Genomic DNA, 26,453 nt, shown 5'->3' with positions numbered 1-26,453 from the left:
AGGCGCACCCTAGGATGGACCGGTGACTCCCGCTGACCTTTCGGAACTCCTGCACGCCACCGCGACCACCGTGCTCACCGAGCGCGGCCTCGACGCCTCCGTGCTGCCCGAACGCGTCACCGTCGAGCGGCCCCGCAATCCCGAACACGGCGACTACTCGACCAACGTGGCGATGCAGGTCGCCAAGAAGGCCGGTGTGAACCCGCGCGACCTCGCGACCTGGCTCGCCGAGGCCCTCGGCAGCGCCGCGGGGATCGACGAGGCCACCGTCGCGGGCCCCGGCTTCCTCAACATCCGCCTCGCCGCGGACGCGCAGAACCAGCTCGTCGCGAGCATTCTCGAGCAGGCGGGCGCGTTCGGTCACGGCACGGCGCTCGACGGTGCCCTCATCAACCTAGAGTTCGTCTCCGCCAACCCGACCGGCCCCGTCCACCTGGGGGGCGCCCGCTGGGCAGCCGTCGGCGACAGCCTGGGCCGCGTGCTCGAGGCGCAGGGCGCCGAGGTCACCCGCGAGTACTACTTCAACGACCACGGCGCGCAGATCGACCGCTTCGCCCGCTCGCTCGACGCCGCCGCGCGGAACGAACCGACCCCGGAGGACGGCTACGCCGGCGACTACATCGGTGAGATCGCGGCCACCGTCGTCTCCGAGACCCCCGGCATCCTCGACCTCCCGGACGCCGAGCGGATCGAGGCCTTCCGGGCCTCCGGCGTGGAGCTGATGTTCGCGCACATCAAGCGCACCCTGCACGAGTTCGGCACCGACTTCGCCGTGTTCACCCACGAGGACGAGATGTTCACCTCGGGCCTCGTGGAGAGCAGCGTCGAGCAGCTCAAGGCCGGCGGCAGCCTGTACGAGAAGGACGGCGCCTGGTGGCTCAGGGCCACCGACTACGGCGACGACAAGGACCGCGTCGTCATCAAGTCCGACGGCGACGCCGCGTACATCGCGGGCGACATCGCCTACATCAAGCACAAGTTCGACCGCGGCTTCACCCTGGCGATCTACATGCTCGGCGCCGACCACCACGGCTACATCGCCCGTCTCAAGGCCGCCGCCGCCGCGATGGGCTACGACCCCGACCGCATCGAGGTGCTCATCGGCCAGCTGGTGAACCTCGTCAAGGACGGCAAGCCCGTCCGGATGAGCAAGCGCGCGGGCACCGTCATCACCCTCGACGACCTGGTCGAGGCCGTCGGCGTGGACGCCGCGCGCTACTCGCTGGTGCGCAGCTCGGTGGACACCTCCATCGACCTCGACCTGGACCTCCTCGCGCAGGCCAGCAACGAGAACCCCGTCTACTACGTGCAGTACGCGCACGCCCGGCTCTCGGCGATCGCCCGCTCGGCCGCCGAGCTCGGCATCGCGCCGTCGACGGAGCATCTGGGCCTGCTCGATCATGCCCGCGAGGGCGACCTCGTCCGCACGCTGGGGGAGTTCCCGGCGGTGGCCGCGGGCGCGGCGAGCCTGCGCGAGCCGCACCGCGTCGCCCGCTACCTCGAGGAGCTGGCCGGCGCGTACCACCGCTTCTACGGTGAGTGCCGCGTGCTGCCGCTGGGCGACGAGGAGCCGACCGACCTGCACCGCGCCCGCGTGGCGCTGTGCGCCGCCACCCGCCAGGTGCTCGCGAACGGCCTGGCCCTCGTGGGTGTCTCGGCGCCCGACCGGATGTGAGGGGCCACCACTCGTGAGTGAATTGGACCGGGCCGTGTGGCCCGCCCACGCGCGCCGGGAGGCCGACGGTGCCGTCTCGGTCGCCGGGGTGCCCGTCACCGCGCTCGCGGCCGAATTCGGCACGCCCCTGCTCGTGATCGACGAGGAGGACTTCCGGGCCCGGTGCCGCGGCATGCGGGAGGCCTTCGGCGCCGACGCCGCGGTGCATTACGCCTCGAAGGCGTTCCTGTCCATGGAGATCGCCCGCTGGGTGCGCGACGAGGGCCTGAGCCTCGACGTGTGCAGCGGCGGCGAACTCGCCGTCGCGCTTCGCGCCGGGTTCCCCGCCGAACGGATCGCGCTGCACGGCAACAACAAGTCCGTCGCCGAGCTGGACTTCGCCGTCGAGTCGGGCATCGGGCACGTCGTGGTGGATTCGCTCTCCGAGATCGCGCGGCTCGACGCCGTCGCGGCGGAGCGGAACACGGTGCAGGAGGTGTTGATCCGCCTCACCCCGGGTGTCGAGGCGCACACCCACGAGTTCATCTCCACCGCGCACGAGGATCAGAAGTTCGGCTTCTCGCTGGCCGCCACGGCGGGCCGTGAAGCCAGCGGAGCCGGCTCCGACTCCCCGGCGATGCAGGCCGTCACCGCCGTGTTCGCCGCCGACAACCTGCGCCTGGTGGGGCTGCACAGTCACATCGGCTCGCAGATCTTCGACGTCAACGGATTCGAGATCGCCGCCCGGCGCGTGCTGGAGCTCCTGCGCGACGTGGTGGCCCGGTTCGGCGCCGAGAAGACCGCGCAGCTGAGCACCATCGACCTGGGCGGCGGCCTGGGCATCTCCTACACCGCGCACGACGACCCGCCGCCCGTCACCGACCTCGCGGCGAAGCTGCGCCACATCGTCGAAGCCGAGTCCGCCGCACTGGGACTGGCGACGCCGCACCTGGCGGTCGAGCCGGGGCGCGCGATCGCCGGCCCGCCCGGCATCACGCTGTACGAGGTCGGGACCATCAAGGACGTCGCGGTCGACGCGGCGTCGGCATCGGACGCCGCCGCGGCACAGGGCTTCCGGCGCTACGTCTCCGTGGACGGCGGCATGAGCGACAACATCCGCACCGCCCTGTACGGCGCGGAGTACACCGCCGTCGTCGCGAGCCGTGACCCGCAGGGGGCGCCGGTGCTCTCCCGCATCGTCGGCAAGCACTGCGAGACCGGCGACATCGTGGTCCGCGACACCGACACCCCCGGCGACCTGGCGGAGGGCGACCTCCTGGCCGTCGCCGCCACGGGGGCGTACTGCTATTCGATGTCCAGCCGCTACAACATGCAGCCGCGACCGGCGGTGGTGGCGGTCAAGGACGGCGCGGCGCGGCTGATCCTGCGCCGGGAGACCGTGGACGATCTGGTGAGCCTGGAGGTGCTCTGATGACTGAAAATCCTGGTCAGACCAAGGAACTGGGCGTCGCCCTCCTCGGTATGGGCACCGTCGGCGCCGAGGTGGCGCGCATCCTCGTGGAGAACGCGGACGATCTCGCCGCCCGCGTGGGCGCGAGGCTCGTCATCCGCGGAATCGCCGTGCGCAACACCGAGAGGGACCGCGGGCTCAAGGAACTCGGCCTGAAGAAGAGCCTGCTCACCGACGACGCGGAGGCCCTCGTCGGCCGCGACGACGTCGACATCGTCGTCGAGGTGATGGGCGGCATCGAGCCCACGCGCTCGCTGATGCTCAGCGCGTTCAAGGCGGGCAAGTCGGTGGTCACGGCGAACAAGGCACTGCTCGCCGAGTACACCGGTCAGCTCGCCGACGCCGCCAACAAGGCCCGCGCCGACCTGTACTTCGAGGCCGCCGTGGCCGGTGCGATCCCCGTGATCCGCCCGCTCCAGCAGTCGCTCGCCGGTGACAGCGTGGAACTGGTGGCGGGCATCGTCAACGGCACCACCAACTTCATCCTCTCCAACATGGCCGAGCACGGCGATCCCTACGAGATCGTGCTCAAGGAGGCCGGCCGCCTGGGGTACGCGGAGGCCGACCCGACGGCCGACGTCGAGGGCTACGACGCCGCGTCCAAGGCCGCGATCCTGGCCTCGATCGCCTTCCACACCCGCGTCAAGGCGGACGATGTGCACCGCGAGGGGATCACCGGCGTGACGGCGGCCGACATCGAGGCGGCCAAGGCCTTCGACTGCACCATCAAGCTGCTCGCGATCTGCGAGAAGTTCACCGACGCCTCGGGCGCGCAACGCGTCTCGGCCCGCGTGTACCCGGCGCTCGTCCCCGTCAAGCACCCGCTCGCGAGCGTCGACGGGGCGTACAACGCCGTCTTCGTGGAGGCCGAGAACGCCGGCCGGCTCATGTTCTACGGTGCCGGAGCGGGCGGCGCGCCCACGGCGTCCGCGGTCATGGGTGACCTCGTCGCCGCGGCCCGCAACAAGGTGGTCTCCGGCCGGGGCCCGCGCGATTCGGCGTACGCCAAGCTGCCGATCGCGCCGATCGGGGAGGTGCTCACCCGGTACTACGTGGCGATGGAGGTCACCGACCGCCCCGGCGTGCTCAGTGCCGTCGCGAACGAGTTCTCCGCGCGCGACGTCTCGATCAGTACCGTCCGCCAGCAGGCCGATACGCCCGACCAGGGTGCGCGGCTGGTGATCCTCACCCACAAGGCACCCGACGCGGCCCTGTCGGCCACCGTCGAGGCCCTGAAGAAACTGGACGTGGTGACCGCCGTGTCCTCCGTGCTCCGTCTGGAGGGAACCAATGACTAGCACCGCCGTGCACCGGCCCTGGCCCGGCCTGATCGAGGCCTACCGGCACCGTCTGCCCGTGTGCGACACGTGGGAGCCCGGCTGGGCCCCCGTCACCCTGCGCGAGGGCGCGACGCCGCTCCTGCCGGCCCGTGCGCTGTCCGAGCTCACGGGGTGCGACGTGCACCTCAAGGTCGAGGGCCTCAACCCCACCGGTTCGTTCAAGGACCGCGGCATGACGATGGCCGTCACCGAGGCCAAGGCCACGGGCAAGAAGGGCGTCCTCTGCGCGTCCACCGGCAACACCTCGGCGTCCGCCGCGGCCTACGCGGCCATCGCGGGCATCGAGTGCGCGGTGCTGGTGCCCGCCGGCAAGATCGCCATGGGCAAGCTCGCCCAGGCCGTCATGTACGGCGCCACGATCATCGAGGTCGACGGCAACTTCGACGACTGCCTCGAGCTGGCGCGCAAGACCACCGCCACGTTCGACACCATCGCCCTGGTCAACTCGGTGAACCCGGTGCGCATCGAGGGCCAGAAGACCGCGGCCTTCGAGATCGTCGACGCGCTCGGCAAGGCGCCCGACGTGCACGCGCTGCCCGTCGGCAACGCCGGCAACATCACCGCGTACTGGCGCGGCTACAGCGAGTACTTCGCCGACGGCGTCAGCGCCTCCCGGCCGCGCATGCTCGGCGTGCAGGCGGCCGGCGCCGCGCCGCTCGTGAACGGGGCCCCGGTGAAGGACCCCGAGACCATCGCCACCGCCATCCGCATCGGCAGCCCGGCGTCCTGGAACCAGGCCGTCGCCGCCAAGGACGAGTCCGACGGCCAGTTCCGTGCCGCGACCGACGAGAAGCTGCTCGAGGCCTACCGGCTCGTCGCCAAGACCGAGGGCGTCTTCGTCGAGCCCGCGTCGGCCGCGTCCGTGGCCGGCCTGCTCGCCGCCACCGCGGACGGCTGGATCGAGAAGGGCTCCACCGTGGTGTGCACCGTGACCGGCAACGGCCTCAAGGACCCCGACACCGCGCTGAGCAGCCTGCCCGAGATCGCGCGCGTGGGCATCGACCCCGTCGCCGTGGCCGCGGCCATGGGACTGACGGAGTAGCCGCGGCCGTGTCACCCGCCTCGAACGCCCCGCTCGTCCTGCCCGCCGGCCTCGCGGCCACCGTGACCGTCCCGGCGTCCAGCGCCAACCTCGGTCCCGGATTCGACACGCTCGGCCTCGCGCTGGGCCTCTACGACGACGTCACCGTCGAGACCGTCGACCCCGGGACCGACGGCGATCTCACGATCGAGATCACGGGGGAGGGGGCCGGCGAGGTGCCCACCGACGACCGTCACCTCGTGGTGGTCGCCCTGCGGCGCACCCTCGCCCACCTCGGCGTCACGGCGCCCGGACTGCGCTTGACCTGCGTCAACCGCATTCCGCACTCGCGTGGACTGGGCTCGTCCGCGGCGGCGGCCGTCGCCGGGATCGCGGCCGCCGCGGCGCTGGCCGCCGACGCCGACGCGCCGCGCGGGCTGACGACCGACGAGATGGTGCAGCTCGCCTCGGAGTTCGAGGGGCACCCCGACAACGCCTCCGCGAGCGTGCTCGGCGGCGCCGTCGTGTCCTGGACCGTGCCCGCCGTGCCCGTACCCGACGTCGCCGGCTACCGCGACCACGCGGCGGCGAGCGCCGCACCGTCGGCCCCCCTGCACTACGGGGCGCGCCGCGTGGACGTGCACCCCGACATCCGGGCGTACGCGTTCGTCCCCGACGTGCAGTCCTCGACGTCGGTCACGCGCGGCATGCTGCCGCGGCTGGTGCCGCACGCCGACGCCGCGTTCAACGCCTCGCGAGCCGCCCTCATGGTGCTCGCGCTCACCGCGCACCCGGACCTGTTGCTCGACGCGACCGAGGACCGGCTGCACCAGCGGTACCGCGCGGCGTCGATGAAGGAGTCGTTCGCGCTGGTGGAGCGGCTGCGTGCCGCCGGGGTGGCGGCCGCGATCTCCGGCGCCGGACCCACCGTGCTCGCACTGACCCCACAGGCACTGCCGACCCGGCTGGCGGACGCCGCCACCGAGGCCGGGTTCACGGTGCGGGAGTTCCCGATCGCCGACGGCGTCGCGCGCGGCTGACGCCCCGCCGTCGCGCCTCCCGCGCACGTGCCGCGCGCGGGACCGCTGTCGCGCATCCGGCGCGACGGTGCGGACGTGCGGCGTGCGCACCCGCGCGCCGCGTGCGCGCGAGGCCGTCCGCGGCCGTGCCGCGTGCGCGGATCCGCGGGCGAACGGCGGGCACGGTGGGGGCGGTGATTGCCGGGGACCCGCACCCGCGCTATCATGGCCGAAGTGTCCGACGAATGCGCGGACGCTGTTTCGGCACCTTGCCATTTCCACGCCCAGCAACCAGCTTCGGACGTGATGGCGCGCCGGTCTCCACATCAGGCCGAGACATCTGTGCCCCCGCCGGAAACGCGGGGCCCGGCAGCCGAAGCGCATACAAGCACCTTCGTCATTCGTGCGTCGCCCGCGAAAACGCCTGTGCACCATCGCAGGACAGCCCGGCGAGCACGGTAGGCCCCTGCTTCCGCACTGCGCGAGCAGGGAATTGAAAGGAACTCCGTGACCGAAACGGACGTGACCACCAGCCCGGAGACGGCCACCGCCGCGGCCAGCACGACGCGGGCCGACGAGCGCCGCCGCTCGGGCCTCAACGGCATGGTGCTGGCCGAGCTGCGCGGAATCGCGAGCGAGCTGGGGATCAAGGGCGTCTCCGGGCTCCGCAAGGGCGATCTCATCGCGGCGATCAACGAGCACGGCGGCGCAGGCAAGGCCGCGCCGAAGGCGACCAAGGCCGACGCCCCCAAGAGCGACGCCCCCAAGAGCGACGCCCCCAAGAGCGACGCCCCCAAGAACGAGGCGCCCAAGAACGACGTGCCCAAGGCGGACGCTTCGCCGGCCGAGGCCTCCACGAACGAGACGCCGAAGCCCGACGCCGCGACCGAGGCGCCCGCGGGCGCGGCCGACGGCGCGAAGGCCCAGGGCCGCACCCGCGCTCCCCGCGGCGAGCGGGCCGCGAAGGCGGACCGGGCATCGTCGGACCGCGGCGACGCGAGCGCCCAGGGCGACGCGCCCCAGGGGAACGCCGCGAAGGCCGACGCGCCCACGAACGACGCCGCCAAGAACGACACCGCCAAGAACGACGGTGAGCAGGGCCAGCGCCGCGAGCGCAACCAGCGCCGCAACCAGAACCAGGACGGTCAGGGCGGCGAGAACCGCCAGGACCGCCAGCAGGGCGAGCGCAACCAGAACGATCGCCAGCAGGGGCAGCGCGGCAACAACGGCCCCAACCAGAACCAGAACAACAACGGCCCCGACGAGGGCGAGGGACAGGGGCGCCGCGGGCGCCGCTTCCGCGAGCGCCGCCGCGGCCGCGACCGCAACCAGAACGACGGCGAGCCGCAGGTCAGCGAGGACGACGTCCTGCAGCCCGTGGCCGGCATCCTCGACGTCCTCGACAACTACGCCTTCGTCCGCACCTCGGGCTACATCGCCGGGCCGAACGACGTGTACGTCTCCATGAACATGATCCGCCGCAACGGCCTGCGCCGCGGCGACGCGATCACGGGCGCCGTGAAGATGCCCCGCGACGGCGAGAACGACGGCGGCAACCAGGGCGGCGGCGGAGGCGGCCGGGGCAACCAGAACCGGCAGAAGTTCAACCCGCTGGTGCGCCTCGACTCGGTGAACGGCCAGCCCGTCGAGGCGGCCAAGAACCGGCCCGAGTTCAACAAGCTCACGCCGCTGTACCCCAACCAGCGACTGCGCCTGGAGACCGCGCAGAACATCCTCACCACCCGCGTGATCGACCTGATCATGCCGATCGGCAAGGGCCAGCGCGCGCTGATCTCCGCCCCGCCGAAGGCCGGCAAGACCACGGTGCTGCAGGACATCGCGAACGCGATCGCGACCAACAACCCGGAGTGCTACCTCATGGTGGTGCTGGTGGACGAGCGGCCCGAAGAGGTCACCGACATGCAGCGCAGCGTGCGCGGCGAGGTCATCAGCTCGACCTTCGACCGGCCGCCGTCAGACCACACCTCGGTCGCCGAGCTCGCCATCGAGCGGGCCAAGCGCCTGGTGGAGGGCGGCAAGGACGTGGTGGTGCTGCTCGACTCGATCACCCGCCTGGGCCGCGCCTACAACAACTCGAGCCCCGCGTCGGGCCGCATCCTCTCGGGCGGTATCGACTCGACGGCCCTGTACCCGCCGAAGCGGTTCCTGGGCGCGGCGCGCAACATCGAGAACGGCGGCTCGCTGACCATCATCGCCACGGCACTGGTCGAGACCGGCTCCACCGGCGACACGGTGATCTTCGAGGAGTTCAAGGGCACCGGCAACGCCGAGCTCAAGCTGGACCGCAAGATCTCGGAACGGCGCGTCTTCCCGGCGGTCGACGTCGCCGCGTCGAACACCCGTAAGGACGAGCTCATCATGGCTCCCGACGAGGCCGCCGTGGTGAACAAGCTGCGCCGGCTGCTCTCCGCGCTGGACAGCCAGCAGGCCATCGACCTGCTGATCAGCCAGCTCAAGAAGACGCAGAACAACATCGAGTTCCTCATGACGGTGCAGAAGAACAGCGGCTTCGGCGACAACGACTGACGCCCGGCCCGAACGACGACGGCGCCCCACTCCCTCGGGAGTGGGGCGCCGTCGCCCGTACCCGACCTCGGTGCCCGCGGGAGCGACCTACTGCGGCAGGTACTGCGTGATCGCCGCGGCGATCTCCGTGCCGCGATTGCAGTCGCGGTTACCCACCTTCTGCAGCCCGATGTAGAGCACCCCGTTCGACAACGACTTGTACGCCGTGACGCAGTAGTCCGGCGTCGCGGTGTTCGTGCTCGGCACGGTGAAGGACCGCCACTTCGTCGAGCCCGGCACCGTCACCGGGGCGCCCGTCTCCCACGAGTTGGAGGTGACGAAGGTCGCGAACTTCACGTCCGCGTTGCTCGCCTTGGAATCGGATCCCTTGCAGGCGTACTTGGCGCCGGCGTCGCCGGAGCGCTGGCCGGGGTCGTCCGCGAGCGGGCTGATCCCCAGCGACGAGATCACGGACACCGGCAGCAGGCACGGGTCGATGAAGCCCTCCCGCAGCGTGGACGTGTTGTTCACCGGCGTCGCGGTGGTCGTCGTGGTCGTCGCCGAGGGCCGGGCCGACGAGGTGGGCGATGCGACGGCCTCGTCGGAGCTCGTGCTGAACACCAGGATCGACACCGCGGCCACGGCCACCACCGCGACCGCGGCGATCGCGCCGATGACCACGCCCTTGCGCGTACCGCCCTGCTGTCCCTGCGGCACCGGGCCCGCGAGACCCACGGGCCCGCCCTGCCAGGTGCCCTGCGGCCCCGCGACCTGCGGGTTCGACACCGGCCCCGACGGCCGGGCGAAGGGCTGCGACGGCGCGCCCTGAAAGGGTGGGGGAGTCGCCGGGCGGTACGCCGGACCCGGCGGCGGGGTCGCCACCCGCGCCGTCGGGGTCGACGGTGCCTGTGCCTGCACGCCGCCCGCCGCCGCGGCCCGCAGCGCCTGGGCGAAATCGTGACACGTCGCGAACCGCTGCTGCGGCGACTTCGCCATCGCGCGGGCGATCACCGCGTCGATCGCCGGCGGCACCCCGGGACGCTGGCGCGAGGGCGCCGGCGGCGGCGCCATCAGATGGTCGCGGATCACGGCGGTGCCGCTGCTGGCCCCGTAGGGCTTCGCGCCCGTGAGCAGCTGCACCGTCGTGCCGGCGAGACTGTACTGGTCGCTGCGGCCGTCGACGGGATCGCCGCTGAGCTGCTCCGGCGACGCGTAGTCCAGGGTGCCGACCACCATGCCGACCGAGGTCAGGTCGCTGCTCTCCTGCTGCTGCCGGGCGATACCGAAATCGCCGAGCATGACGCGCGGCGACGCGCCGGTCGTGTCGATCATGATGTTGCCGGGCTTGACGTCGCGGTGCAGCAGGCCCTGGGAGTGCGCGTAGTCCAGGGCCGCTGCCACCGCGTCGACGATGGTCAGCACCTGGGGGATCGGCAGTCCGCCGGGGTTGCTCGCGAGGAGCGCCGAGGCGTCCTGGCCGGGGACCAGCTTCATCGACATCCAGAGCCGGCCGTCGTCGTTGCCGCGGTCGTAGACCGGCACGATGTTCGGGTGATCGAGCCGGGCGGCCATGTCCGCCTCCCGCTCGAACCGGGCCCGGTAGGTCGGGTCGTGGGAGAAGGCCGTGGGGAGCACCTTGAGGGCGTCCACACGCGGCAGCCGGGGGTGCCGGGCCGCGTACACGGCGCCCATGCCGCCCGCGCCCAGCAGGCGCTCCACGACGTATCCGCCGATCACGGTCCCGGCGGGCTCGATCGCCGGTCCACTGCCTGACTCGTTCACGTCTTCACTCCCAGGATTCCTCGAGAACTCGGCCCGTTCGCCCGCTGACGCACGGTGCCGGTCCGGTGACAGCTCGTAGCTAACACCGGGCGGCTTACGGCGCGCCAGGCAACCGCCAAACGGGTACCGCATCGTGATCGGGGCTGCGCCCGCACGCCCTCCGGCCGGGAATTTCTCGAAGCCCTGTGCGTTCTGGCATACTGGAACGTCGGTATGGGTTCCGGTTCACGGTCCTGGCGCACGCCAGGGGCGACCCGGCGACCACGAACAAGAAGGACGGCAATCATGAAGCAGGGGATCCACCCCGATTACGTGGCCACCACCGTTGTCTGCGGTTGCGGTAACACGTTCGAGACGCACAGCACCAAGGCCGACGGCCGGATCAACGTCGAGGTCTGCTCGCAGTGCCACCCGTTCTACACGGGCAAGCAGAAGATCCTCGACACCGGCGGCCGCGTCGCCCGCTTCGAGAAGCGCTACGGCAAGCGCCCGAGCAAGGCCTCGGCCTCCGAGTAGCTGTCCCGCCGACGCCCGTCCTGCCCCGCAGGCCGGGCGTCGGCGCGTTTCACGGGCCGCCCGCCCCGTCACCGCCCCGTCCGAGAAAGGCACCGCCGCCATGAGCGCCACGTCCCCCTCCGCGATCGACGACATCCTCGCCGAGTACGCCGGCCTCGAGCAGCAGATGTCCGATCCGGCGCTGCACAACGACGCCGCCGCGGCCCGCAAGGTGGGCAAGCGCTTCGCCGAGCTGGCGCCCATCATGGCGACGCACCGCAAGCTGGAGGCCGCCCGCGAGGACCGCGCCGCCGCGCAGGAGCTCGCGGCCGACGACGCCTCGTTCGCCGACGAGGTGGCCGCCCTGACCGAGCAGATCGAGGCGCTCGAGCAGCAGCTCACCGACCTGCTCGCCCCGCGCGATCCGCACGACTCGGACGACGTGGTGCTCGAGGTCAAGTCCGGCGAGGGCGGCGAGGAGTCGGCCCTCTTCGCCGGCGACCTCGCGCGCATGTACCTGCGCTACGCGGAGCGCCGCGGGTGGAAGGTCGAGACCCTCGGCGCCACCTACTCCGACCTCGGCGGCTTCAAGGACGCCACGTTCGCGATCAAATCCCGCGGCCCCGCGGCCGACGGCACCATCGACGGCGTCTGGGCCCGGATGAAGTTCGAGGGCGGCGTGCACCGCGTGCAGCGCGTCCCCGCCACCGAGAGCCAGGGCCGCATCCACACCTCCGCGGCCGGCGTGCTGGTCTACCCCGAGCCCGACGAGGTCGAGGAGGTGCAGATCGACGAATCGGATCTGCGCATCGACGTCTACCGCTCGTCCGGCAAGGGCGGCCAGGGCGTCAACACCACCGACTCCGCGGTGCGCATCACCCACCTGCCCACGAACATCGTCGTGACCTGCCAGAACGAGCGCTCCCAGCTGCAGAACAAGGCGCGCGCCATGCAGGTGCTCGCCGCGCGACTGCAGGCCCTCAAGGAGGAGGAGGCCGAGGCCGCCGCGTCGGACTCCCGGGCCGCGCAGATCCGCACCGTCGACCGGTCCGAGCGGATCCGCACCTACAACTTCCCCGAGAACCGCATCGCAGACCACCGCATCGGCTTCAAGGCGCACAATCTCGACCAGGTCCTCGACGGCGAGCTCGACGCCCTGCTCGATGCGCTGCAGGCCGCGGACCGCCAGGCCCGCCTCGAGGCCGAGTAACCCGGCGGTGACCCGGCCCACAGTGCTCGCGGCCGCCGCGACGGCCCGGCTGGCGGCGGCGGGCGTCCCGTCGGCCCAGTTCGACGCGGAGACGCTGCTCGCCGAGGCCCTCGGCATCGACCGCGGCCGCCTTCCCGTCGCCGACGACGCGACGACGGAACAGGCCGCCGCGTTCGAGGCCCTCCTCGCCCGCAGGGCGTCCCGGGAGCCGCTCCAGCACATCCTGGGCCGCGCGTACTTCGGTCCGCTCACGCTGGCCGTGGGGCCCGGCGTCTTCGTGCCGCGGCCCGAGACCGAACTCCTCGCCGCCTGGGCCGCCCGGCAGGTGGGCTGCGGCGCCGCGATCGTCGACCTCTGCGCCGGCTCCGGCGCACTGGGCCTGTACCTCGCGGCGACGGTGCCCGACGCGCGTGTCGTGCTCGTCGAGCGCGAACCCGCCGCCCTCGACTACCTGCGGCGCAACGCCGCCGCGGCCGACCTCACCGGCACGGCGACCGTGCTCGACGGCGACGTGCGCGACCCGGAGCTGCCGGACCGCCTGACGGGGCGGCTCGGCGCCGTCGACCTCGTCGTCTCGAACCCGCCGTACGTGCCCGACGGCGCGGACCTCGACCGCGAGGCCGCCGCCGACCCCGCGGCCGCCCTGTTCTCCGGCGCCGACGGCCTCGACCTGATGCGCGACCTCGCCCCGCTCGCCGCCCGCCTGCTCGCCGGCGGGGGAGCGGTGGGCGTCGAGCACGACGACAGCAACGGCGACGGCACCGCCGGGCTGCTGCGCGCGGCCGGGTTCGGGGGCGTCGCCGAGCACCGGGACCTCGCCGGAAGGCCCCGCTACGTGACTGGCAGGATGGACCCGTGAGCATCGCCAGCCGCGCCTTCGACTGCACCGACCCGGAATCCCGCGCCGCGGGCCTCAGCGCCGCCCGGTCCGCCCTCAAGAGCGGGCACCTCGTCGTGATGCCGACCGACACGGTCTACGGCATCGGCTGCGACGCCTTCGACGGCCGTGCCGTCGCCGCGCTCCTCGCCGCGAAGAACCGCGGCCCGGACATGCCCGTCGGCGTGCTCGTGGGCTCCTGGAACACGATCGACGGGCTCGTCAGCCGGGTCAGCGACGCCGCCCGCGAGCTGACCCGCGCCTTCTGGCCGGGGGCCGTCTCGCTCGTCGTCGAGCAGGCGCCCAGCCTCGCCTGGGACCTCGGCGACACCCGGGGCACCGTGATGCTGCGGATGCCGCTCCACCCCGTCGCCATCGAGTTGCTGCGCGACGTGGGGCCGATGGCCGTCTCCAGCGCCAACGTCTCCGGGCGGCCGCCCGCCGCCACCATGCTCGAGGCGCGCGACCAGCTCGGCGATTCCGTCGACGTCTACCTCGACGGCGGCCCCTCCGAGCACGCCGCCCCGTCGAGCATCGTCGACCTGTCCGGGCCCCAGCCGCGGGTGCTGCGCGAAGGCGCCGTGAGCACCGCCCGGATCGCCGAGGTCCTCGGCGTCACCCCCGAATCGCTCGCCTGACCCGAATCGCTCGCCCCGCCCGGGTTCGGCCGCCCCGCGCCCACCGCGAACGGCGGAACGCCCGGTCCCCTCGCGGGGACCGGGCGCTCCGGTCGAATCGATCCGGCTAGTTGCCGGGGGCCGGTGCGGGGGCGGGAGCCGGCGCGGTCTCCGTCGGCGCCGCCGGTGCTTGGGTGGTACCCCCGGCGTCGGGCGCCAGGGAATCCATCAGGGAGCTGCCCGCATCGGTGATCTGCCAGTCCCTGGCCTTGTCCATGGTGATCTCGTAGCCGGTCACCAGATCGCGGGACGTGGTCGCCTGGATGTTGGTCCCGTCCACCTTGACGTAGGCGGTCACCTTGTACACCGAACCCGACTGCGAGCTCACCACGGCGTCGAGCGCGGTGCCCTTGGACACCCACTGGAGGGGGACCAGCAGCTGGGTCATCGCGCCCGCGCTCGCGTCGAGCTTCGCCTTGAGTTCCGGCGTCACGCCCTTCGTCAGCGCCGCGCGCCACGGACCGAGGTCGCGGAAATCGATGGTCGCGGTGCCGGTGGCGTACTCCGAGGCCACCTTCTCGGCGTGCGCCTTGTCGGCCGCCGCCTGCTTCATGTCGTCGTTCTCGGACTTCTGCATCCCCCACAGCACGCCGAAGGTGATCGCGGCGGCGAGCAGCGCGACGATCACGACGGTGATCACGACGGTGGTCACCGTGGCGCCGGCCGTCGTGGCCGCGGCGCGGGTCCGCGCCGTCTCGCGGGGCGCAGCCTTGGGACGCCGCCGCACGGGCGCTTCGTCCTCGTCGTCGTCCTCGTCTTCGTCCTCGGCCGGGGGAGCGGGGCGCTTCTTCGCTGCCGAGGGCTTCTTCGTGGTCGAGACCTTCTTCGTGGGGGCCTCGGCCTCCGCGACCGAGTCGGTCACGGCATCGGCGTTCTCGGCCTCCTCGGCGGCGTCCTGCACGGTCTCCTCGGGCGCCGCGGCCTCGTCATCGAGGGTCTTGTCGTCCGGGGTGGAATCAGTCACTTGTCGCGTAGCCAATCGTTGTCGGGGCGTCGGTCGTGCGGTGCGCTACTTCTTGGGCGGAATCACCACCGTGAGGTTCGCGGCGCCGTCGGAGCCGACCGTGTTCAACGCCTGCGAGAGTAGCGCGGCCACGTCGATCTGTGGCATCACGTCGGTCAGGGCCTGCACCACGGGCACCAGCGGCTCGTTGATCGTGCCGAGGTTCGCCAGCAGCTTGCTGGTGTTCGGGGCGATCCGCATCAGGCCGGGGTTGACCGACTTGGTGAGCGCCTCCGGCGAGCCGGACCCCTTCATCAGGGTGTCGAGCGCCTTGAGCAAATCGACGTTCTTGACCACGAAGGTCCGCGTGGCCGGGCCGAAGTCCGCGAGCGCGCCGGGCAGCCAGTTCATGTCGCTCTGGTAGTTCTGCGTGTTCTCCATCATCCGGCGGATCTCGGGCATCCGCGCGGTCAGCGTGCGCGCCAGGAGGTCGCCGGCTTGCGAGATGTTCGGCAGCGACGCCTGGGTGTTGCTCGTGGCGTCCGCCAGGGTCTCGGTGATGCCGCCCAGGTCCGTCGAGTTGATGTTGCTGGTGAGGCCCGAGATCAGCTTGAAGATCTCGGGGAGCGAGAGCGGTTCCTTGATCTTCGCCGTGTCGATCGTCGCACCGTCGGCCAGGAACGGACCGTCGAGCGAATCCGGGCGGAAGTCGATGTACGGCTCGCCGACGGCCGACAGCTGCTCGATGCGCAGCCCGGTGTTCGCCGGGATCTTGTACTTGCCGTCGTACCGGAACTTCACGACGACCTTGCCGTTCTCCCGGTCGATCGACTGGATGTTGCCGACCTTGACCCCGCGGAGCAGGACCGAGGAATCGGGCACCAGCTGGTTCGCGTCGTCGAGCTTCATCGTGACCGACCGGTAGTCCGCCAGCGGACGCCACTGCAGCACGGAGAAGGCGATGTACGCCGTGCCCAGCACCAGGACCAGCGCGAAGGTCAGGAGGCTGAAGAAGGTGCTCTTTTTCACGGAACTGCTCCCACCATCCGGAGATTGTTGACGGCCTGGCGGGCGGCCTCGGAGGTGGGCACTCCGCCGTTGGTGCCCAACTCCTTCACGTTCACCTTGGCGCCGCTCGAGAGGAACGGCAGGATCTTGTTCCTCAGCAGGTCCTCGAGGTTCGCCAGGTTCGCGGGCCGGCCGTTCATATCGGGCCAGCCGGGGAACATGAGCGGCTTGATCACGCCGGCCACCGTCGCCGTCGAGGCGTCGAGCAGGGGCTTGGTGAACACCAGGGGAGCGAGGGCGTCGGACAGGCGGCTGAGCACCTTGATGGCGCCGGTCGTCAGCTGCAGCGAGTCGGGGAACCAGTCGTCCTGCGGGCGCAGCAGCGCCACCAGCACGTCGTCGTTCTCGTTGACCGTGTTGACCAGATTGCCGACCGAGGTGATCGCCTGGCTGACGTTGTCGCTCTGCTGCCCGAGGTCGACCACCGTCTGCGACACGGTCTTCATCAGGCCCGAGAGCTTCTGCGGATCCTCCGGCAGGTTGGTGTTGATCCGGCTGAAGGTGTCCTGCAGCTGCATCAGGCTGCCGCTGCCGAGGAAGTTCGCCAGATCGGCGAGGATGTCCTCGATCTGGGTCGGCGGCTTGGTCTGCGAGGTCGGCAGGGTGTCGCCGGCCTTGAGCGGGGTGCCCGGCTTGCCCGGCGTGGACTTGAGGGCCACGTAGGTGTCGCCGAGGATCGTGTCCTGCTGCAGGGTCGCCGTGATCGTGTTCGGCACCTTCACGCCGTCCTGGATCTTGATGTCGACGACGGCCTTCTCGTCCTCGAGGGTCACCTTCTGGAGGCGACCGGCGACCACGCCGTCGAAGACGACCCGCGCGCGGTCGGGCAGGTTGAGCACGTTCGTGAAGTCGAGGTGCACGACGTAGCCGTCGCCGCCGCCGGGCTGCCCGGGCGCGGGGATCGCCGACGGGTTGAACGGCACGGAGCCGCAGCCCGCGAGCAGCGCCCCGGTCGCGAGGGTGGCGACGCCCATGGCGACGGATCGCCGGTTCAGTGGATTACGCATCAGTACGCCGCTCCTGTCGCGCGGAGGACCGTGGAGATGAGCTCCACGTTGACGTGGCCCGCATCGGCGACCTTGCACTGCCCCGGAGCGAACCGGTTCAGGTTGTTGCAGGTCTGGGCGGGGTTCTTCGACGGCACCAGCGCTGACGGCGGCCGGTAGGTGATCTTGGTGGCGAGGGTCTTCTTGTCGACGCTCACCGTGAAGGCGTGGATCAGCGGCGGCAGGATGTTCAGCAGGTCACCGAACTGCTTGCTGGAGGCGGCCATCACCGTGGTGACGGGAACCGTGATCTCCAGCAGGGGAGCGATGAAGTCGCCGTACTTGTCGAACACCGTCGCGAGCGTCTTGATCAGCGGGACCATCTGCGGGAAGGCGCCGATACCGGTGTCCATCAGCGGCTCGCCGACGTTCTTGATGTAGAAGGCGTACTTCGTGAGGAAGTCGCGCATCTCGCCCCAGTTCTGGACCAGACCGTCGGAGGCAGGGGCGAAGGCGTCGAGGATCGCCGCCACGTCGCCCATGCCGGGGCCGGGGTTGCGCATCAGCTCGCCGAGCTTGTTGGTGAGCTCCGCGATCTCCGGGCCGGTGCCCTTCGTGGCCTTGTTCAGCGCGGGGACCGCGGCCATCGCCTTGCGGAACTCCTCGTCGCCGCCGGCGGTGGTGAGGTCGTCGACGACCTGCGACACGGCCTGCAGGGACTCCGTGATCGACAGCGGGGTCTTGGTGTTGGTGATGCACTTGCCGGGCTGCCAGGTGGGACCGCCCTTGTAGGTCTCGAGGAGCTCGAGGCGGCGCTGGGCGACGAGCGAGTCGGCGACCGCCACGACACCGATGTTGGTCGGCAGCTTGCGGTCGGCCGGGATGGTGAAGTCGATCCGGGTCTTCGCGCCGTTCGGCGTGATCTTGGTGATCTCGCCGATCGGGTAGCCGAACTGGGCGACCTTGCTGCCGTCGTACAGGCCCACCGAGTTGTCGAGCTCGGCGCAGTAGGCCGTGGTCTTCTCGGTGATCCCCCGGAAGGCCACGCCGCCGACGACGAGTGCGACGGCCAACAGGACCACGAACGCGGACATCGCGCCGCGTGAAGCGAGGAACTTCCGCATCAGCAGGTCACCCCCGGGCTCGGAATGCAGACATTGGTCGCGAGGAAGGTCTTCTCGGAGTCGTTGAGCTGGAGCGTGCCGTCCGGCGCGATGGTCTTCTGCAGGCCCGCCAGCATCTCCTTCGCGTTGGCGATCGCGGGCTCGGCCTGCTTCACCAGCTCGCGGGCCTTGGCGACCAGCGCGTCGAAACGGCTGGCGATCGGGTCCACGTTGTTCAGGTACACGTTCAGGACGGGAGCGAGGCGCTGCACGATCTGCGTGGTGTTCGTCAGGTAGCTCTTGAAGCCCGCCAGGTTCACCTCCGCGGCCGCGAAGAAGGTGCTCATGTTGCGCATGAGCGAGAGCAGCAGGTCGCCGTTCTGGTTGACCGTCGTCGAGTACTCGCTCATCACCTTCACGAAGTCGCCCGCCTGGTCCTGCTGCCGCAGGATGTTGTCGAACATGCGGTTGAACGTGGTGACGGTGTTGCGGATCGACTCCGGCTGGTCCTCGAGGGCCTCGTTCAGCTGCGACATGGTCTCGCGCACCGGCGTCGCCTTGATCTTCTGCACCTTCGGCGTCGCCTGCTGGAAGGTCTCCAGGAGGCTGTACGGCATCGACACGCGCTCCGGCGGGATCGGCTTGTCACCGAGGTCCGCGGTACCCATCGGCGTGAGCGCCATGTAGTAGCCGCCGACCGTGGTCAGCATCTTCATGGAGGCGGTGGTGGCGTCGCCGAGGAAGACGTCCTTGTCCACCCGGAACTTCACCCGCACCCGGTCGTCGAGCAGCTCCACGTCGGACACCGAGCCGACGCTGATGCCGGCGACGCGGACGTCCACGCCGGAGCGCACCGCCTGGGCCTCCGTGAAGTCCGCCGAGTACTCCTTGGTCCCGGGTTGGAAGACGAAGAGGTAACCGCAGATCCCGAGGACGATCACGGTGAGCAGGGCTCCGACGATGCCCCAGTTCAGCTGGTACCGACGGTCCTGTTCGGCCGTCGGCAACGGACGGTTGAAGAGGTTCACTTTGGATTGCATACCGTCACCTTCTGACCTGCGACGAGAAAGTTCATCATGCCGGGGAGCTTGGCCTCGCCCTTGCTGCACGTCAGCGCCACCGCGTTGCCCGCCTGCGGCTTCGTGCCCTCGTTGAGGAGCTGCACGATGCCGGGGAGGGTCCCGAGCGCGTTGATCAGCTGCTCCGCCATCGGCATCGCGTTGCTGACGATCGCGTCCAGCGGGGGGTTCTCGTTGGGGGTGAGGCCCAGCGCCGCGAGGAGCGCGTTCGTGCTGCTGACGACGCCCGAGGTCTTGTCGGACCACTCGCGCATCGAGTCGATGTTGCTCGCCAGGGTGCGGGCGAACAGCTCGAGCTGCTGGAGCACCTTCGTGAGGCCGGGGGAGGCGCCGCCGATGGACTCGGAGATCGAGCCGAGGTTGGTGATCAGCTGGGTCAGGACGCGCTGGCGGTCGTTGCTGACCGCCATCAGCTTGTCCAGCGACTGCAGCAGCGGGCCGAGGCCCTCGCCGTTGCCCTGGACCACCGCGAGCACCGACTGCGTCAGGTGGTTGATGTCGTCGGCGTTGAGCGTCGACAGCACCGGCTTGAGGCCCACGAAGACCGTGGTGATGTCGAACGAGGGCTGCGTGTGCTTCTCGTCGATGGTGCTGCCGGGCTTGACCTCGGCCGCCGTGCTCCGCGGCGTGGGGCGCACCTCGAGGAACCGGGAGCCGGTGAGGTTCTGGTACCGGATGGCGAGCGTGTCGTCGGTCCGGAACTTCCGGTCGCGCTGCAGGGTGAAGGTCACCGCCGCGTTCGAGAGCCGGTGGTCGGAGGACTGCTTGACCGCGATGTCCTTCACCTTGCCCACCTGGACGCCGAGCATGCGGACGTCGTCACCGACCTTGAGGCCCGAGACGTCCTTGAACTCCGCGTGGAAGGTGTCGAGGTCGCCCTGGGGCGGCCGGGTCAGCGCCTGCATCACGAGGACCAGCAGCAGGATCATCACCGCGGCGAAGACCGCGATCTTGATCGATGTCGCCTTCATTGACTTCATGTTCGCTCAGCTCCCAGGCTTCGTGGACGTCGGGGTGCTCGGCTTCGCGGACGACGGTGCACCCTGGGACGGCGTGGCCGGGGCGGGCTCGCCCGGCTTACCGGCGGCGGGCTTGTCGCCCGGCTTGGGCGGGATGTACTCGAACGTCGGAAGCGGGGGGAGCATCGTCGCGATCGCAGGGTAGTCGACGGACAGCCGCAAGTTCAGCACCGGCCCGTTCGGGGTGTTCGGCATCGCCTTGCGGACGTTGTCGATGAGCTGCCCGAGCTGGATGCCGACGCCCGTGGCGCTCCCGTTGGGGAACGCGTTGAGCAGGGGCTGCATCAGATTCACCAGCAGCGGCGTCGCCGTCTCGAGGCCCTTGAGCGCCTTCGGATCGAGGATCTTCTGCAGCGCCGCCGTCAGGCTGTCCCGCTCATTGGTCAGGGCGTCGAGCGTGGTCTTACCGCGCTCGACCCAGCCCTTGTCGTGCAGCGGCTGGTAGCCGTAGAGGACCTTGATCGCCGGCACCAGGGCCGCCGTGGCCGCGTCCGCGTTCTCCATGGCCCGCGCGATGATCGGGAAGGTCTCCGCGGTCGTGAGGCGCTGGGTGTCCTGCACCGCCTGCGCGACGCCGCCGAGGGCGGTGAAGAGCGGCATCATGGCCTTCGACGAGGCGTCGAAGTTCAGCAGGATCTGGCTCATGTGCGGGCGCAGCGCATCGCTGTTCACGTCGCCGATCGTGGTGATCATGTTCGAGACGGTGTTGTCGGTGATCGGCTTCCTCGGCGCGATCTGGGCGCCGTCCTGCAGCTGGCCGCCGCCGTCGTGCGGGGTCAGGATGACCTCGGAGACGCCGAACAGGTTGCCGGCGGAGTACGCGGCCTCGAGGTTGTTGGTCAGCGACTTGCCGTCGGCCGACTTCATCGTGACCTTCACGCCCTGCTGGCCGTTGCCGAGCGAGCTGATGCCCGTGACCTCGCCCACCTGGATGCCCTGGATGCGCACGGGGGCACCGGCGACGATACCCGCCGCGACGGAGGGCGACCGGAGGGTGAACGAGAACTCGTCCTTCGGCCAGAGCGCCTTGACGAGCCATCCGACGAGCACGATCGCGAGGATGATGGCGACCGCGATGAGCCCGCGGCGGCGCAGCACCGACCGCTCGATCGACATTCCTGGTACGGAAACGACTCCCATTGGTTACCCCTTGAAGTAGACCGGGGAGGTGAAGCCCCACAGCGCGACGGTCATGACGAGGTTGAGGACGACGACGGCGACGAGACTGGCGCGGATGGCCCGGCCGGAGGCCGTGCCCACGCCCTCCGGGCCGCCGGAGGCGAAGAAGCCCTGGTAGCAGTGGATGATGATGACCGCGGTGAGGAAGACGGCCACCTTGATGACGGAGAAGACGATGTCCGGCCCACTGACGAACTGACTGAAGTAGTGGTCGTAGGTGCCGGACGGCATCGAGTACACCGACTTCACCACCCAGGCGCAGGAGACCCACGACAGGATCAGCGTGATCAGGTAGACGGGGACGACGGCGATCAGGCCTGCGAGGACGCGGGTGGTGACCACGAAGGACACCGAGCGGAGGCCGAGGGACTCGAGCGCGTCGATCTCCTCGTTGATGCGCATGGCGCCGATCTCCGCGGTCATGCGGCAGCCGGCCTGGGCGGCGAAGCCGACGCCGGCCAGCATCGGGGCGAACTCGCGGGTGTTCGCGAACGAGGCGACGACGGCGGTGAGCGGGCCCATGCCGAGCATGTTGAGGATCGCGAAGCCCTGGACCGCGACGATGCCGCCGACGGTGATGCCGAGGACGGCGAGCACCGGCGCCGTGCCGCCGCCGACGACGAGGGCGCCGCGGCCCCACGTGATGTCCGTGAGGATGTACATGATCTGCGATCGGTAGTGCTTGATCGCGTGCGGGACGGTGCGGATCACCTCGGCCACGAAGGAGACGACGTGCCCGATGGTGTCGAAGAGGCTCCAGGCCGATCCGGATGCGCCGAACAGGTTGAAGAACCAGCGTGTGCCCCGGGGGCGGTAAACGGTTGCCATGGATCAGCTCACCTGTTCAGGGACGGAGACGGTCGGGTGGGCGGTGCGGTGGGGCATGGTCAGCCCACCTGCGTCCGGGGTGCAGCGGGACGGGTCCAGCGGGGGTGGGGCACGGGTCAGCCCACCTGCATGGGGAAGAACATCGTCGTGACCTGCGTGATGAGCAGGTTCAACGCGAAGATGACGACGAACGAGAGGACGACGGTGGCGTTCACCGCGTCGGCGACGCCGCGCGAGCCGCCGCGGGCCTCGAGGCCGCGCTGGCAGCCGATGATCGCGATCACGGTGCCGAAGATGATGGACTTCACCAGCGAGATCCACACGTCGACGGGATGGGCGAAGGAGCCGAAGGACAGCCAGTACGCGCCGGGCGTGACGCCCTGGCCGCCGACCGCCACGAGGTAGCCGGAGATGGTGCCGACGGCGATCACCAGGATGTTGAGCAGCGGCGCGACGATCCACGCGGCGAGCAGGCGGGGGACGACGAGGCGGTTGAGCGGGTTGATGCCCATGACGCGCATGGCGTCCGTCTCCTCGCGGATGGTGCGCGCGCCGAGGTCGGCGGCGATGGCCGAGGCGCCGGCGCCGGCGAGGAGAAGGCCCGTCGCGATCGGCGCACCCTGCGTGATGACGGCCAGGCCGCCCGTGGCGCCCGAGAGGGAGTCGGCGCCGAGCTGGGAGATGATGTTGCCGACCTGGATCGAGATGACGATGCCGAAGGGAACGGCGATGAGCACGCCGGGGACGGAGGTGACGCCGATCATGTACCAGATCTGGTTCAGCGCCTCCTTCCACTGCAGCCTGCCGCGGACCGTGTCGGTCACCAGCGCCACCAGCGACATGATGAGCATGCGGACGCTGCGGCCGATGGTCCGGATGGAATCGACGACGGTGCTGGAGAAGTTCTTGCTGATGATGGACCAATAGGAAGGTCGCTTGGCAGGTGCCGCGCCCTGCGCAACGGATTGCGTCACCGCGAACGTCTCCTCTCGACTGTGGTCACACTGTGGTCCGTATATCGAACTCTCAGGTGTATGACCGAGGACACTATAACGGTCGGTGGAGTGATGTGCGTCATTGGCCTGCTTCGCCGGAGGTGAGTGAGCGACTCGTCAGTAACAAACGGGCACGCCCACAGCCGTTGTCCATCGGCTCAGGTCAGACAGGGTTCTCCTGGGGCCCGATCGCGGGGGCCGCGCCCGGACGGCCTGGGCCCCGGCCGAGGGGGAGTAGATTCGCACGCGTGCACATCGAGATGCTGGGCGGACCGGTCGTCGGTGCCGGCGCCGCCGGAGTCCCGATGCGGGAGCTGTTGGTCGTCGGACTGACAGCCGCTGTTGTCACGTTCTTCGCCACCTCGATGGTCCGCGTCCTCGCGACGCGCTTCGGGGCGGTCGCGGTTCCCCGCGCACGCGACGTCCACGTCGTGCCCACGCCGCGCCTCGGCGGAGTGGGCATCTACGTGGGAATGGTCGCGGGGATCTTCCTCGCGGCGCAGCTGCCCGCGCTCACCCGGGGCTTCGCGTACTCGAAGGACGCCGTCGCGGTCCTCGTCGCGGGCGCCGTCATCGTGGTCGTCGGGATCATCGACGACCGCTGGGGCGTGGACGCGCTGACGAAGCTGGTCGGCCAGATCTTCGCGGCGGCGCTCCTCGTGGTGATGGGCGTCGCCTGGAACGTGGTCTACGTGCCCGGCATCAACACCACCGTGGTGCTCGATCAACTGCAGGCCGGCCTGCTGACCGTCGTCGTCACCGTCGCGACGGTCAACGCCATGAACTTCATCGACGGCCTGGACGGCCTTCTGGCAGGCGTCGCGGCGCTGGCCGCGCTGGCGATCCTCGTCTTCTCGGTGGGCCTGATGTTCGACTCGGGCGGCGACGCACCGTCGTACCCCCCGGCCCTTATTACTGCGGCGTTGTTTGGCGCCTGCATGGGCTTCCTGCCCCACAACTTCCAGCCGGCCCGCATCTTCATGGGCGATTCGGGGTCGATGCTGCTCGGCCTGACCCTGGCGGCGGCGTCGACGTCGGCCTCGGGGCGCATCTCGCAGAACGCCTACGGAACGACGGACATCTTCGCGCTGCTGCTCCCGCTCCTGCTCGCCGTCGCGGTGATGTTCGTGCCGATGCTCGACCTGTTGCTGGCCGTCGTGCGCCGCACGCGGGCCGGCGTGCACCCGTTCACCGCCGACAAGATGCATCTGCATCATCGGCTCCTGCAGATCGGGCACAGTCAGCGTCGCGTCGTGGTGGTCATCTACCTGTGGGTGGGTGTGCTGGGCCTGAGTGCCGCCGCGTCCACGATGCTGCCGCCGACGCTGATCGCACCGCTGTTCGGGGCGGGTCTGCTGTGCGCGCTCGTGTTCACCGTCGTGCCCCGAATCGTGCCGCGGTTGCGGGAACGCTACTCCGAAAGCGCGAGGTCAGATACATCGCCCAAGACGGGAGCCCGGTAACGCAGGACGGGTGTCCTGTTGTACTATCGTGTGTAGTTGATCGGCGGGATCACTGCACGGACCCGATGTGGGGAGTGCCCCTACTTCTTGGTAGAGTCTCAGCCAATCACAAAGAATCCGTGATGTGACCCACGCTACGGATTCGGCAGACGCCGCCCCCGGTCGCCGCGAGACCTTCGCTGGAGCGACCCTGACCCCGAAGGAGGGGACATGACGACGCCCGCCCCCTCCGTCGATGGCCAGGTCGGCCGTTCCGTCGTGAGCTTCGTGAACCCGATCGTCATCGTGCTCGGCCTGACCGTGATCGCGGCCGGCGTCGGCACCGCCTTCGGTCACCCCTGGTTCGCCGCGTGGTTCCTGCTCGGCGGCCTGCTCTCCGTGCTCAACGCCAAGCTGGCCGTGCTCAAGGTCGCCACCGTCACCGCGGAGAACGAGCCCCGCAAGGCCCCGGTCGCCGTCAACTCGATGGTCCGGCTCGGCGTCGTCTCCGTCATTGCGATCGTGATCGCCTACTTCTTCCGGCCCGATGGGCTGGGCGTGATCTTCGGCCTCGCCGTGGGTCAGATCGTCCTCGTCCTGAACACCGTCATCCCCGTTCTGAAAGGGCTTCGCCAGCAGTCATGAACACCAATCTGTACGCCGAGGGCGCGATCAAGGTCGCCCACTACAAGTCGTTCGAGTTGTGGGGCATGACCTTTCACTGGGACACGATCCTGGCCACGGCCATCGCGGCGGCGATCGTCCTGATCCTGGCGTTCATCCTCAAGGCGAAGGTCACCTCGACCGGCGTGCCCAGCGGTGTGCAGCTGTTCTGGGAGGCCATCACCATCCAGCTCCGCGGTCAGATCGAGTCCGCGATCGGCATGAAGGTGGCGCCGTTCCTGCTGCCGCTCGCGATCGCGCTGTTCTCGCTGATCCTGTTCGCGAACTGGCTCGCCGTGCTGCCGCAGCAGTACTCCGGTGAGGGCGGCACCCCGTCGGAGATCTTCCTCCCGCCGGCGGCCGACGTCAGCTTCGTCTACGCGCTCGTGCTCGTCGTCTACCTGGGCTACCACTTCGCCGGCTTCCGCACCCACGGCATCTTCGGCTACCCGGCCAAGGTCGTGAAGGGCCACGCGATCGGCCTGGCGCCCATCAACGTGATCGAGGAGCTCGTCTCCAAGCCGCTCTCGCTCGCGCTGCGACTCTTCGGCAACGTCTTCGCCGGCACGGTCATGGTCGCGGTCATCGCGCTGCTGCCGGCCTACATCCTCTGGTTCCCGAACTCCCTGTGGAAGTCCTTCGAGCTCTTCGTCGGTCTCATCCAGGCGTTCATCTTCTCGCTCCTGACCATCCTGTACTTCTCCACCGCAATGGAGAAGGAACACCACTGACCTGTTCGCGGCCCGCACGGGCCACGGACGAGTAGACCCTGGTAGGCCGACTACCAGAAACCGAAAGGGAAAAGATAAATGGATCCGAACATCGCGCAGGGTGCCCTCATCGGCGGCGGCCTGATCATGGGTGGCGGCGCCATCGGCGCCGGTATCGGTAACGGTCTCGCCGGTTCCCAGCTCGTCGCCGGCATCGCGCGGCAGCCGGAGGCCCAGGGCCGCCTGATGACCCCGTTCTTCATCACCGTTGGTCTGGTCGAGGCCGCGTACTTCATCAACCTGGCCTTCATGGCCCTGTTCGTGTTCGCGACCCCGATCTCCTAACTCGCTCGTAAGAAACGGGAA

The 26,453-nt window shown here is 70.1% G+C and carries 24 protein-coding genes; 14 read left to right on the top strand and 10 right to left on the bottom strand.

Translation table 11 applies throughout. The annotated features are described in order from the left end of the window. Nucleotides 1–22: 22 nt before the first annotated feature. From argS to rho, 6 genes are all read left to right on the top strand, one after another. On the top strand, nucleotides 23–1,675 hold the full coding sequence (argS, locus tag ELY19_RS01230) for an arginine--tRNA ligase (RefSeq protein ID WP_126194575.1): 1,653 nt from the start codon (nucleotides 23–25) through the stop codon (nucleotides 1,673–1,675). Next, nucleotides 1,650–3,086 carry a diaminopimelate decarboxylase gene (gene lysA / locus ELY19_RS01225; protein WP_126194574.1) on the top strand — a complete coding sequence of 479 codons (1,437 nt, stop codon included), beginning with the start codon at nucleotides 1,650–1,652 and terminating at the stop codon, nucleotides 3,084–3,086. The genes argS and lysA overlap by 26 nt, the downstream gene beginning before the upstream one ends. Then, nucleotides 3,086–4,423, top strand: a complete 1,338-nt coding sequence (locus ELY19_RS01220) for a homoserine dehydrogenase (RefSeq protein ID WP_126194573.1) — start codon at nucleotides 3,086–3,088, stop codon at nucleotides 4,421–4,423. Before lysA ends, ELY19_RS01220 begins: the two co-directional genes overlap by 1 nt. Next, nucleotides 4,416–5,507 carry a threonine synthase gene (gene thrC, locus ELY19_RS01215; protein ID WP_126194572.1) on the top strand — a complete coding sequence of 364 codons (1,092 nt, stop codon included), beginning with the start codon at nucleotides 4,416–4,418 and terminating at the stop codon, nucleotides 5,505–5,507. The genes ELY19_RS01220 and thrC overlap by 8 nt, the downstream gene beginning before the upstream one ends. Nucleotides 5,508–5,515: 8 nt before the next feature. Further along, the gene (gene thrB, locus ELY19_RS01210; RefSeq protein ID WP_126194571.1) at nucleotides 5,516–6,526 is read left to right on the top strand and encodes a homoserine kinase; all 1,011 of its coding nucleotides are present in this window, start codon (nucleotides 5,516–5,518) and stop codon (nucleotides 6,524–6,526) included. A gap of 486 nt (nucleotides 6,527–7,012) precedes the next feature. After that, entirely contained in the window at nucleotides 7,013–9,052 is a 2,040-nt protein-coding gene (gene rho, locus ELY19_RS01205) for a transcription termination factor Rho (RefSeq protein WP_126194570.1), read from the top strand. Nucleotides 9,053–9,139: 87 nt separating this feature from the next. On the opposite strand, the gene ELY19_RS01200 is transcribed toward rho, so the two are convergent. After that, nucleotides 9,140–10,813: a serine/threonine-protein kinase gene (locus tag ELY19_RS01200; RefSeq protein ID WP_227967110.1), complete on the bottom strand. Its 1,674-nt coding sequence runs from the start codon at nucleotides 10,811–10,813 to the stop codon at nucleotides 9,140–9,142. A 285-nt stretch (nucleotides 10,814–11,098) separates the two neighbouring features. Between ELY19_RS01200 and rpmE the strand changes: the two genes are divergently transcribed. The 4 genes from rpmE to ELY19_RS01180 all read left to right on the top strand — a co-directional run bounded on the left by rpmE (nucleotide 11,099) and on the right by ELY19_RS01180 (nucleotide 14,033). After that, entirely contained in the window at nucleotides 11,099–11,329 is a 231-nt protein-coding gene (gene rpmE / locus ELY19_RS01195) for a 50S ribosomal protein L31 (RefSeq protein WP_013125904.1), read from the top strand. 100 nt (nucleotides 11,330–11,429) lie between these two features. Beyond that, complete coding sequence (prfA, locus tag ELY19_RS01190; protein WP_126194568.1) at nucleotides 11,430–12,518, top strand: peptide chain release factor 1; 1,089 nt, start codon at nucleotides 11,430–11,432, stop codon at nucleotides 12,516–12,518. A gap of 7 nt (nucleotides 12,519–12,525) precedes the next feature. Further along, nucleotides 12,526–13,377, top strand: coding sequence for a peptide chain release factor N(5)-glutamine methyltransferase (gene prmC / locus ELY19_RS01185; RefSeq protein WP_227967109.1), 852 nt, complete (start codon nucleotides 12,526–12,528; stop codon nucleotides 13,375–13,377). Beyond that, complete coding sequence (locus tag ELY19_RS01180; protein ID WP_227967107.1) at nucleotides 13,374–14,033, top strand: L-threonylcarbamoyladenylate synthase; 660 nt, start codon at nucleotides 13,374–13,376, stop codon at nucleotides 14,031–14,033. The genes prmC and ELY19_RS01180 overlap by 4 nt, the downstream gene beginning before the upstream one ends. Before the next feature lie 106 nt (nucleotides 14,034–14,139). On the opposite strand, the gene ELY19_RS01175 is transcribed toward ELY19_RS01180, so the two are convergent. The 9 genes from ELY19_RS01175 to ELY19_RS01130 all read right to left on the bottom strand — a co-directional run bounded on the left by ELY19_RS01175 (nucleotide 14,140) and on the right by ELY19_RS01130 (nucleotide 23,251). Continuing rightward, on the bottom strand, nucleotides 14,140–15,036 hold the full coding sequence (locus ELY19_RS01175; protein ID WP_164711482.1) for a hypothetical protein: 897 nt from the start codon (nucleotides 15,034–15,036) through the stop codon (nucleotides 14,140–14,142). Nucleotides 15,037–15,081: 45 nt separating this feature from the next. Beyond that, nucleotides 15,082–16,044 carry an MlaD family protein gene (locus tag ELY19_RS01165; protein WP_126194565.1) on the bottom strand — a complete coding sequence of 321 codons (963 nt, stop codon included), beginning with the start codon at nucleotides 16,042–16,044 and terminating at the stop codon, nucleotides 15,082–15,084. Then, the gene (locus ELY19_RS01160) at nucleotides 16,041–17,090 is read right to left on the bottom strand and encodes an MlaD family protein (protein WP_126194564.1); all 1,050 of its coding nucleotides are present in this window, start codon (nucleotides 17,088–17,090) and stop codon (nucleotides 16,041–16,043) included. The genes ELY19_RS01165 and ELY19_RS01160 overlap by 4 nt, the downstream gene beginning before the upstream one ends. Beyond that, nucleotides 17,090–18,193: an MlaD family protein gene (locus ELY19_RS01155; protein WP_126194563.1), complete on the bottom strand. Its 1,104-nt coding sequence runs from the start codon at nucleotides 18,191–18,193 to the stop codon at nucleotides 17,090–17,092. Before ELY19_RS01155 ends, ELY19_RS01160 begins: the two co-directional genes overlap by 1 nt. Next, on the bottom strand, nucleotides 18,193–19,212 hold the full coding sequence (locus ELY19_RS01150) for an MlaD family protein (protein WP_126194562.1): 1,020 nt from the start codon (nucleotides 19,210–19,212) through the stop codon (nucleotides 18,193–18,195). Before ELY19_RS01150 ends, ELY19_RS01155 begins: the two co-directional genes overlap by 1 nt. Beyond that, nucleotides 19,197–20,222 (bottom strand): MCE family protein, encoded by a 1,026-nt coding sequence (locus tag ELY19_RS01145; protein WP_164711481.1) that lies wholly within the window; start codon nucleotides 20,220–20,222, stop codon nucleotides 19,197–19,199. The genes ELY19_RS01150 and ELY19_RS01145 overlap by 16 nt, the downstream gene beginning before the upstream one ends. 15 nt (nucleotides 20,223–20,237) lie before the next feature. Beyond that, nucleotides 20,238–21,386 (bottom strand): MlaD family protein, encoded by a 1,149-nt coding sequence (locus tag ELY19_RS01140; RefSeq protein ID WP_227967106.1) that lies wholly within the window; start codon nucleotides 21,384–21,386, stop codon nucleotides 20,238–20,240. A 27-nt stretch (nucleotides 21,387–21,413) separates the two neighbouring features. Beyond that, complete coding sequence (locus tag ELY19_RS01135) at nucleotides 21,414–22,277, bottom strand: ABC transporter permease (protein WP_126194559.1); 864 nt, start codon at nucleotides 22,275–22,277, stop codon at nucleotides 21,414–21,416. 116 nt (nucleotides 22,278–22,393) lie between these two features. Then, nucleotides 22,394–23,251, bottom strand: coding sequence for an MlaE family ABC transporter permease (locus tag ELY19_RS01130; RefSeq protein WP_126194558.1), 858 nt, complete (start codon nucleotides 23,249–23,251; stop codon nucleotides 22,394–22,396). Nucleotides 23,252–23,532: 281 nt separating this feature from the next. On the opposite strand from ELY19_RS01130, the gene ELY19_RS01125 reads away from it, so the two are divergent. The 4 genes from ELY19_RS01125 to ELY19_RS01110 all read left to right on the top strand — a co-directional run bounded on the left by ELY19_RS01125 (nucleotide 23,533) and on the right by ELY19_RS01110 (nucleotide 26,432). Further along, nucleotides 23,533–24,735: a glycosyltransferase family 4 protein gene (locus ELY19_RS01125; protein ID WP_126198631.1), complete on the top strand. Its 1,203-nt coding sequence runs from the start codon at nucleotides 23,533–23,535 to the stop codon at nucleotides 24,733–24,735. Nucleotides 24,736–24,945: 210 nt separating this feature from the next. Continuing rightward, nucleotides 24,946–25,359: an ATP synthase subunit I gene (locus tag ELY19_RS01120; protein ID WP_126194557.1), complete on the top strand. Its 414-nt coding sequence runs from the start codon at nucleotides 24,946–24,948 to the stop codon at nucleotides 25,357–25,359. Further along, nucleotides 25,356–26,108 (top strand): F0F1 ATP synthase subunit A, encoded by a 753-nt coding sequence (gene atpB / locus ELY19_RS01115; protein WP_126194556.1) that lies wholly within the window; start codon nucleotides 25,356–25,358, stop codon nucleotides 26,106–26,108. The genes ELY19_RS01120 and atpB overlap by 4 nt, the downstream gene beginning before the upstream one ends. Before the next feature lie 78 nt (nucleotides 26,109–26,186). Continuing rightward, the gene (locus tag ELY19_RS01110; RefSeq protein ID WP_013125919.1) at nucleotides 26,187–26,432 is read left to right on the top strand and encodes a F0F1 ATP synthase subunit C; all 246 of its coding nucleotides are present in this window, start codon (nucleotides 26,187–26,189) and stop codon (nucleotides 26,430–26,432) included. The last annotated feature ends 21 nt before the right edge of the window (nucleotides 26,433–26,453 follow it).

Origin of the sequence: Tsukamurella paurometabola (assembly GCF_900631615.1) — a bacterium.
In the GTDB taxonomy this organism is placed as follows: domain Bacteria; phylum Actinomycetota; class Actinomycetes; order Mycobacteriales; family Mycobacteriaceae; genus Tsukamurella; species Tsukamurella paurometabola_A.
The sequence above is the reverse complement of the archived record's forward strand: the minus strand, read 5'-3'. Positions and strand labels throughout refer to the sequence as shown.

Coding starts and splice junctions, on each gene's coding strand:
- ELY19_RS01220 (WP_126194573.1), top strand. CDS start 3,086: ATGACTGAAAATCCTGGTCAGACCAAGGAACTGGGCGTCGCCCTCCTC.
- thrC (WP_126194572.1), top strand. CDS start 4,416: ATGACTAGCACCGCCGTGCACCGGCCCTGGCCCGGCCTGATCGAGGCC.
- rpmE (WP_013125904.1), top strand. CDS start 11,099: ATGAAGCAGGGGATCCACCCCGATTACGTGGCCACCACCGTTGTCTGC.
- prfA (WP_126194568.1), top strand. CDS start 11,430: ATGAGCGCCACGTCCCCCTCCGCGATCGACGACATCCTCGCCGAGTAC.
- ELY19_RS01160 (WP_126194564.1), bottom strand. CDS start 17,090: ATGCGTAATCCACTGAACCGGCGATCCGTCGCCATGGGCGTCGCCACC.
- ELY19_RS01155 (WP_126194563.1), bottom strand. CDS start 18,193: ATGCGGAAGTTCCTCGCTTCACGCGGCGCGATGTCCGCGTTCGTGGTC.
- ELY19_RS01150 (WP_126194562.1), bottom strand. CDS start 19,212: ATGCAATCCAAAGTGAACCTCTTCAACCGTCCGTTGCCGACGGCCGAA.
- ELY19_RS01145 (WP_164711481.1), bottom strand. CDS start 20,222: ATGAAGGCGACATCGATCAAGATCGCGGTCTTCGCCGCGGTGATGATC.
- ELY19_RS01140 (WP_227967106.1), bottom strand. CDS start 21,386: ATGTCGATCGAGCGGTCGGTGCTGCGCCGCCGCGGGCTCATCGCGGTC.
- ELY19_RS01135 (WP_126194559.1), bottom strand. CDS start 22,277: ATGGCAACCGTTTACCGCCCCCGGGGCACACGCTGGTTCTTCAACCTG.
- ELY19_RS01125 (WP_126198631.1), top strand. CDS start 23,533: ATGCTGGGCGGACCGGTCGTCGGTGCCGGCGCCGCCGGAGTCCCGATG.
- ELY19_RS01120 (WP_126194557.1), top strand. CDS start 24,946: ATGACGACGCCCGCCCCCTCCGTCGATGGCCAGGTCGGCCGTTCCGTC.
- atpB (WP_126194556.1), top strand. CDS start 25,356: ATGAACACCAATCTGTACGCCGAGGGCGCGATCAAGGTCGCCCACTAC.
- ELY19_RS01110 (WP_013125919.1), top strand. CDS start 26,187: ATGGATCCGAACATCGCGCAGGGTGCCCTCATCGGCGGCGGCCTGATC.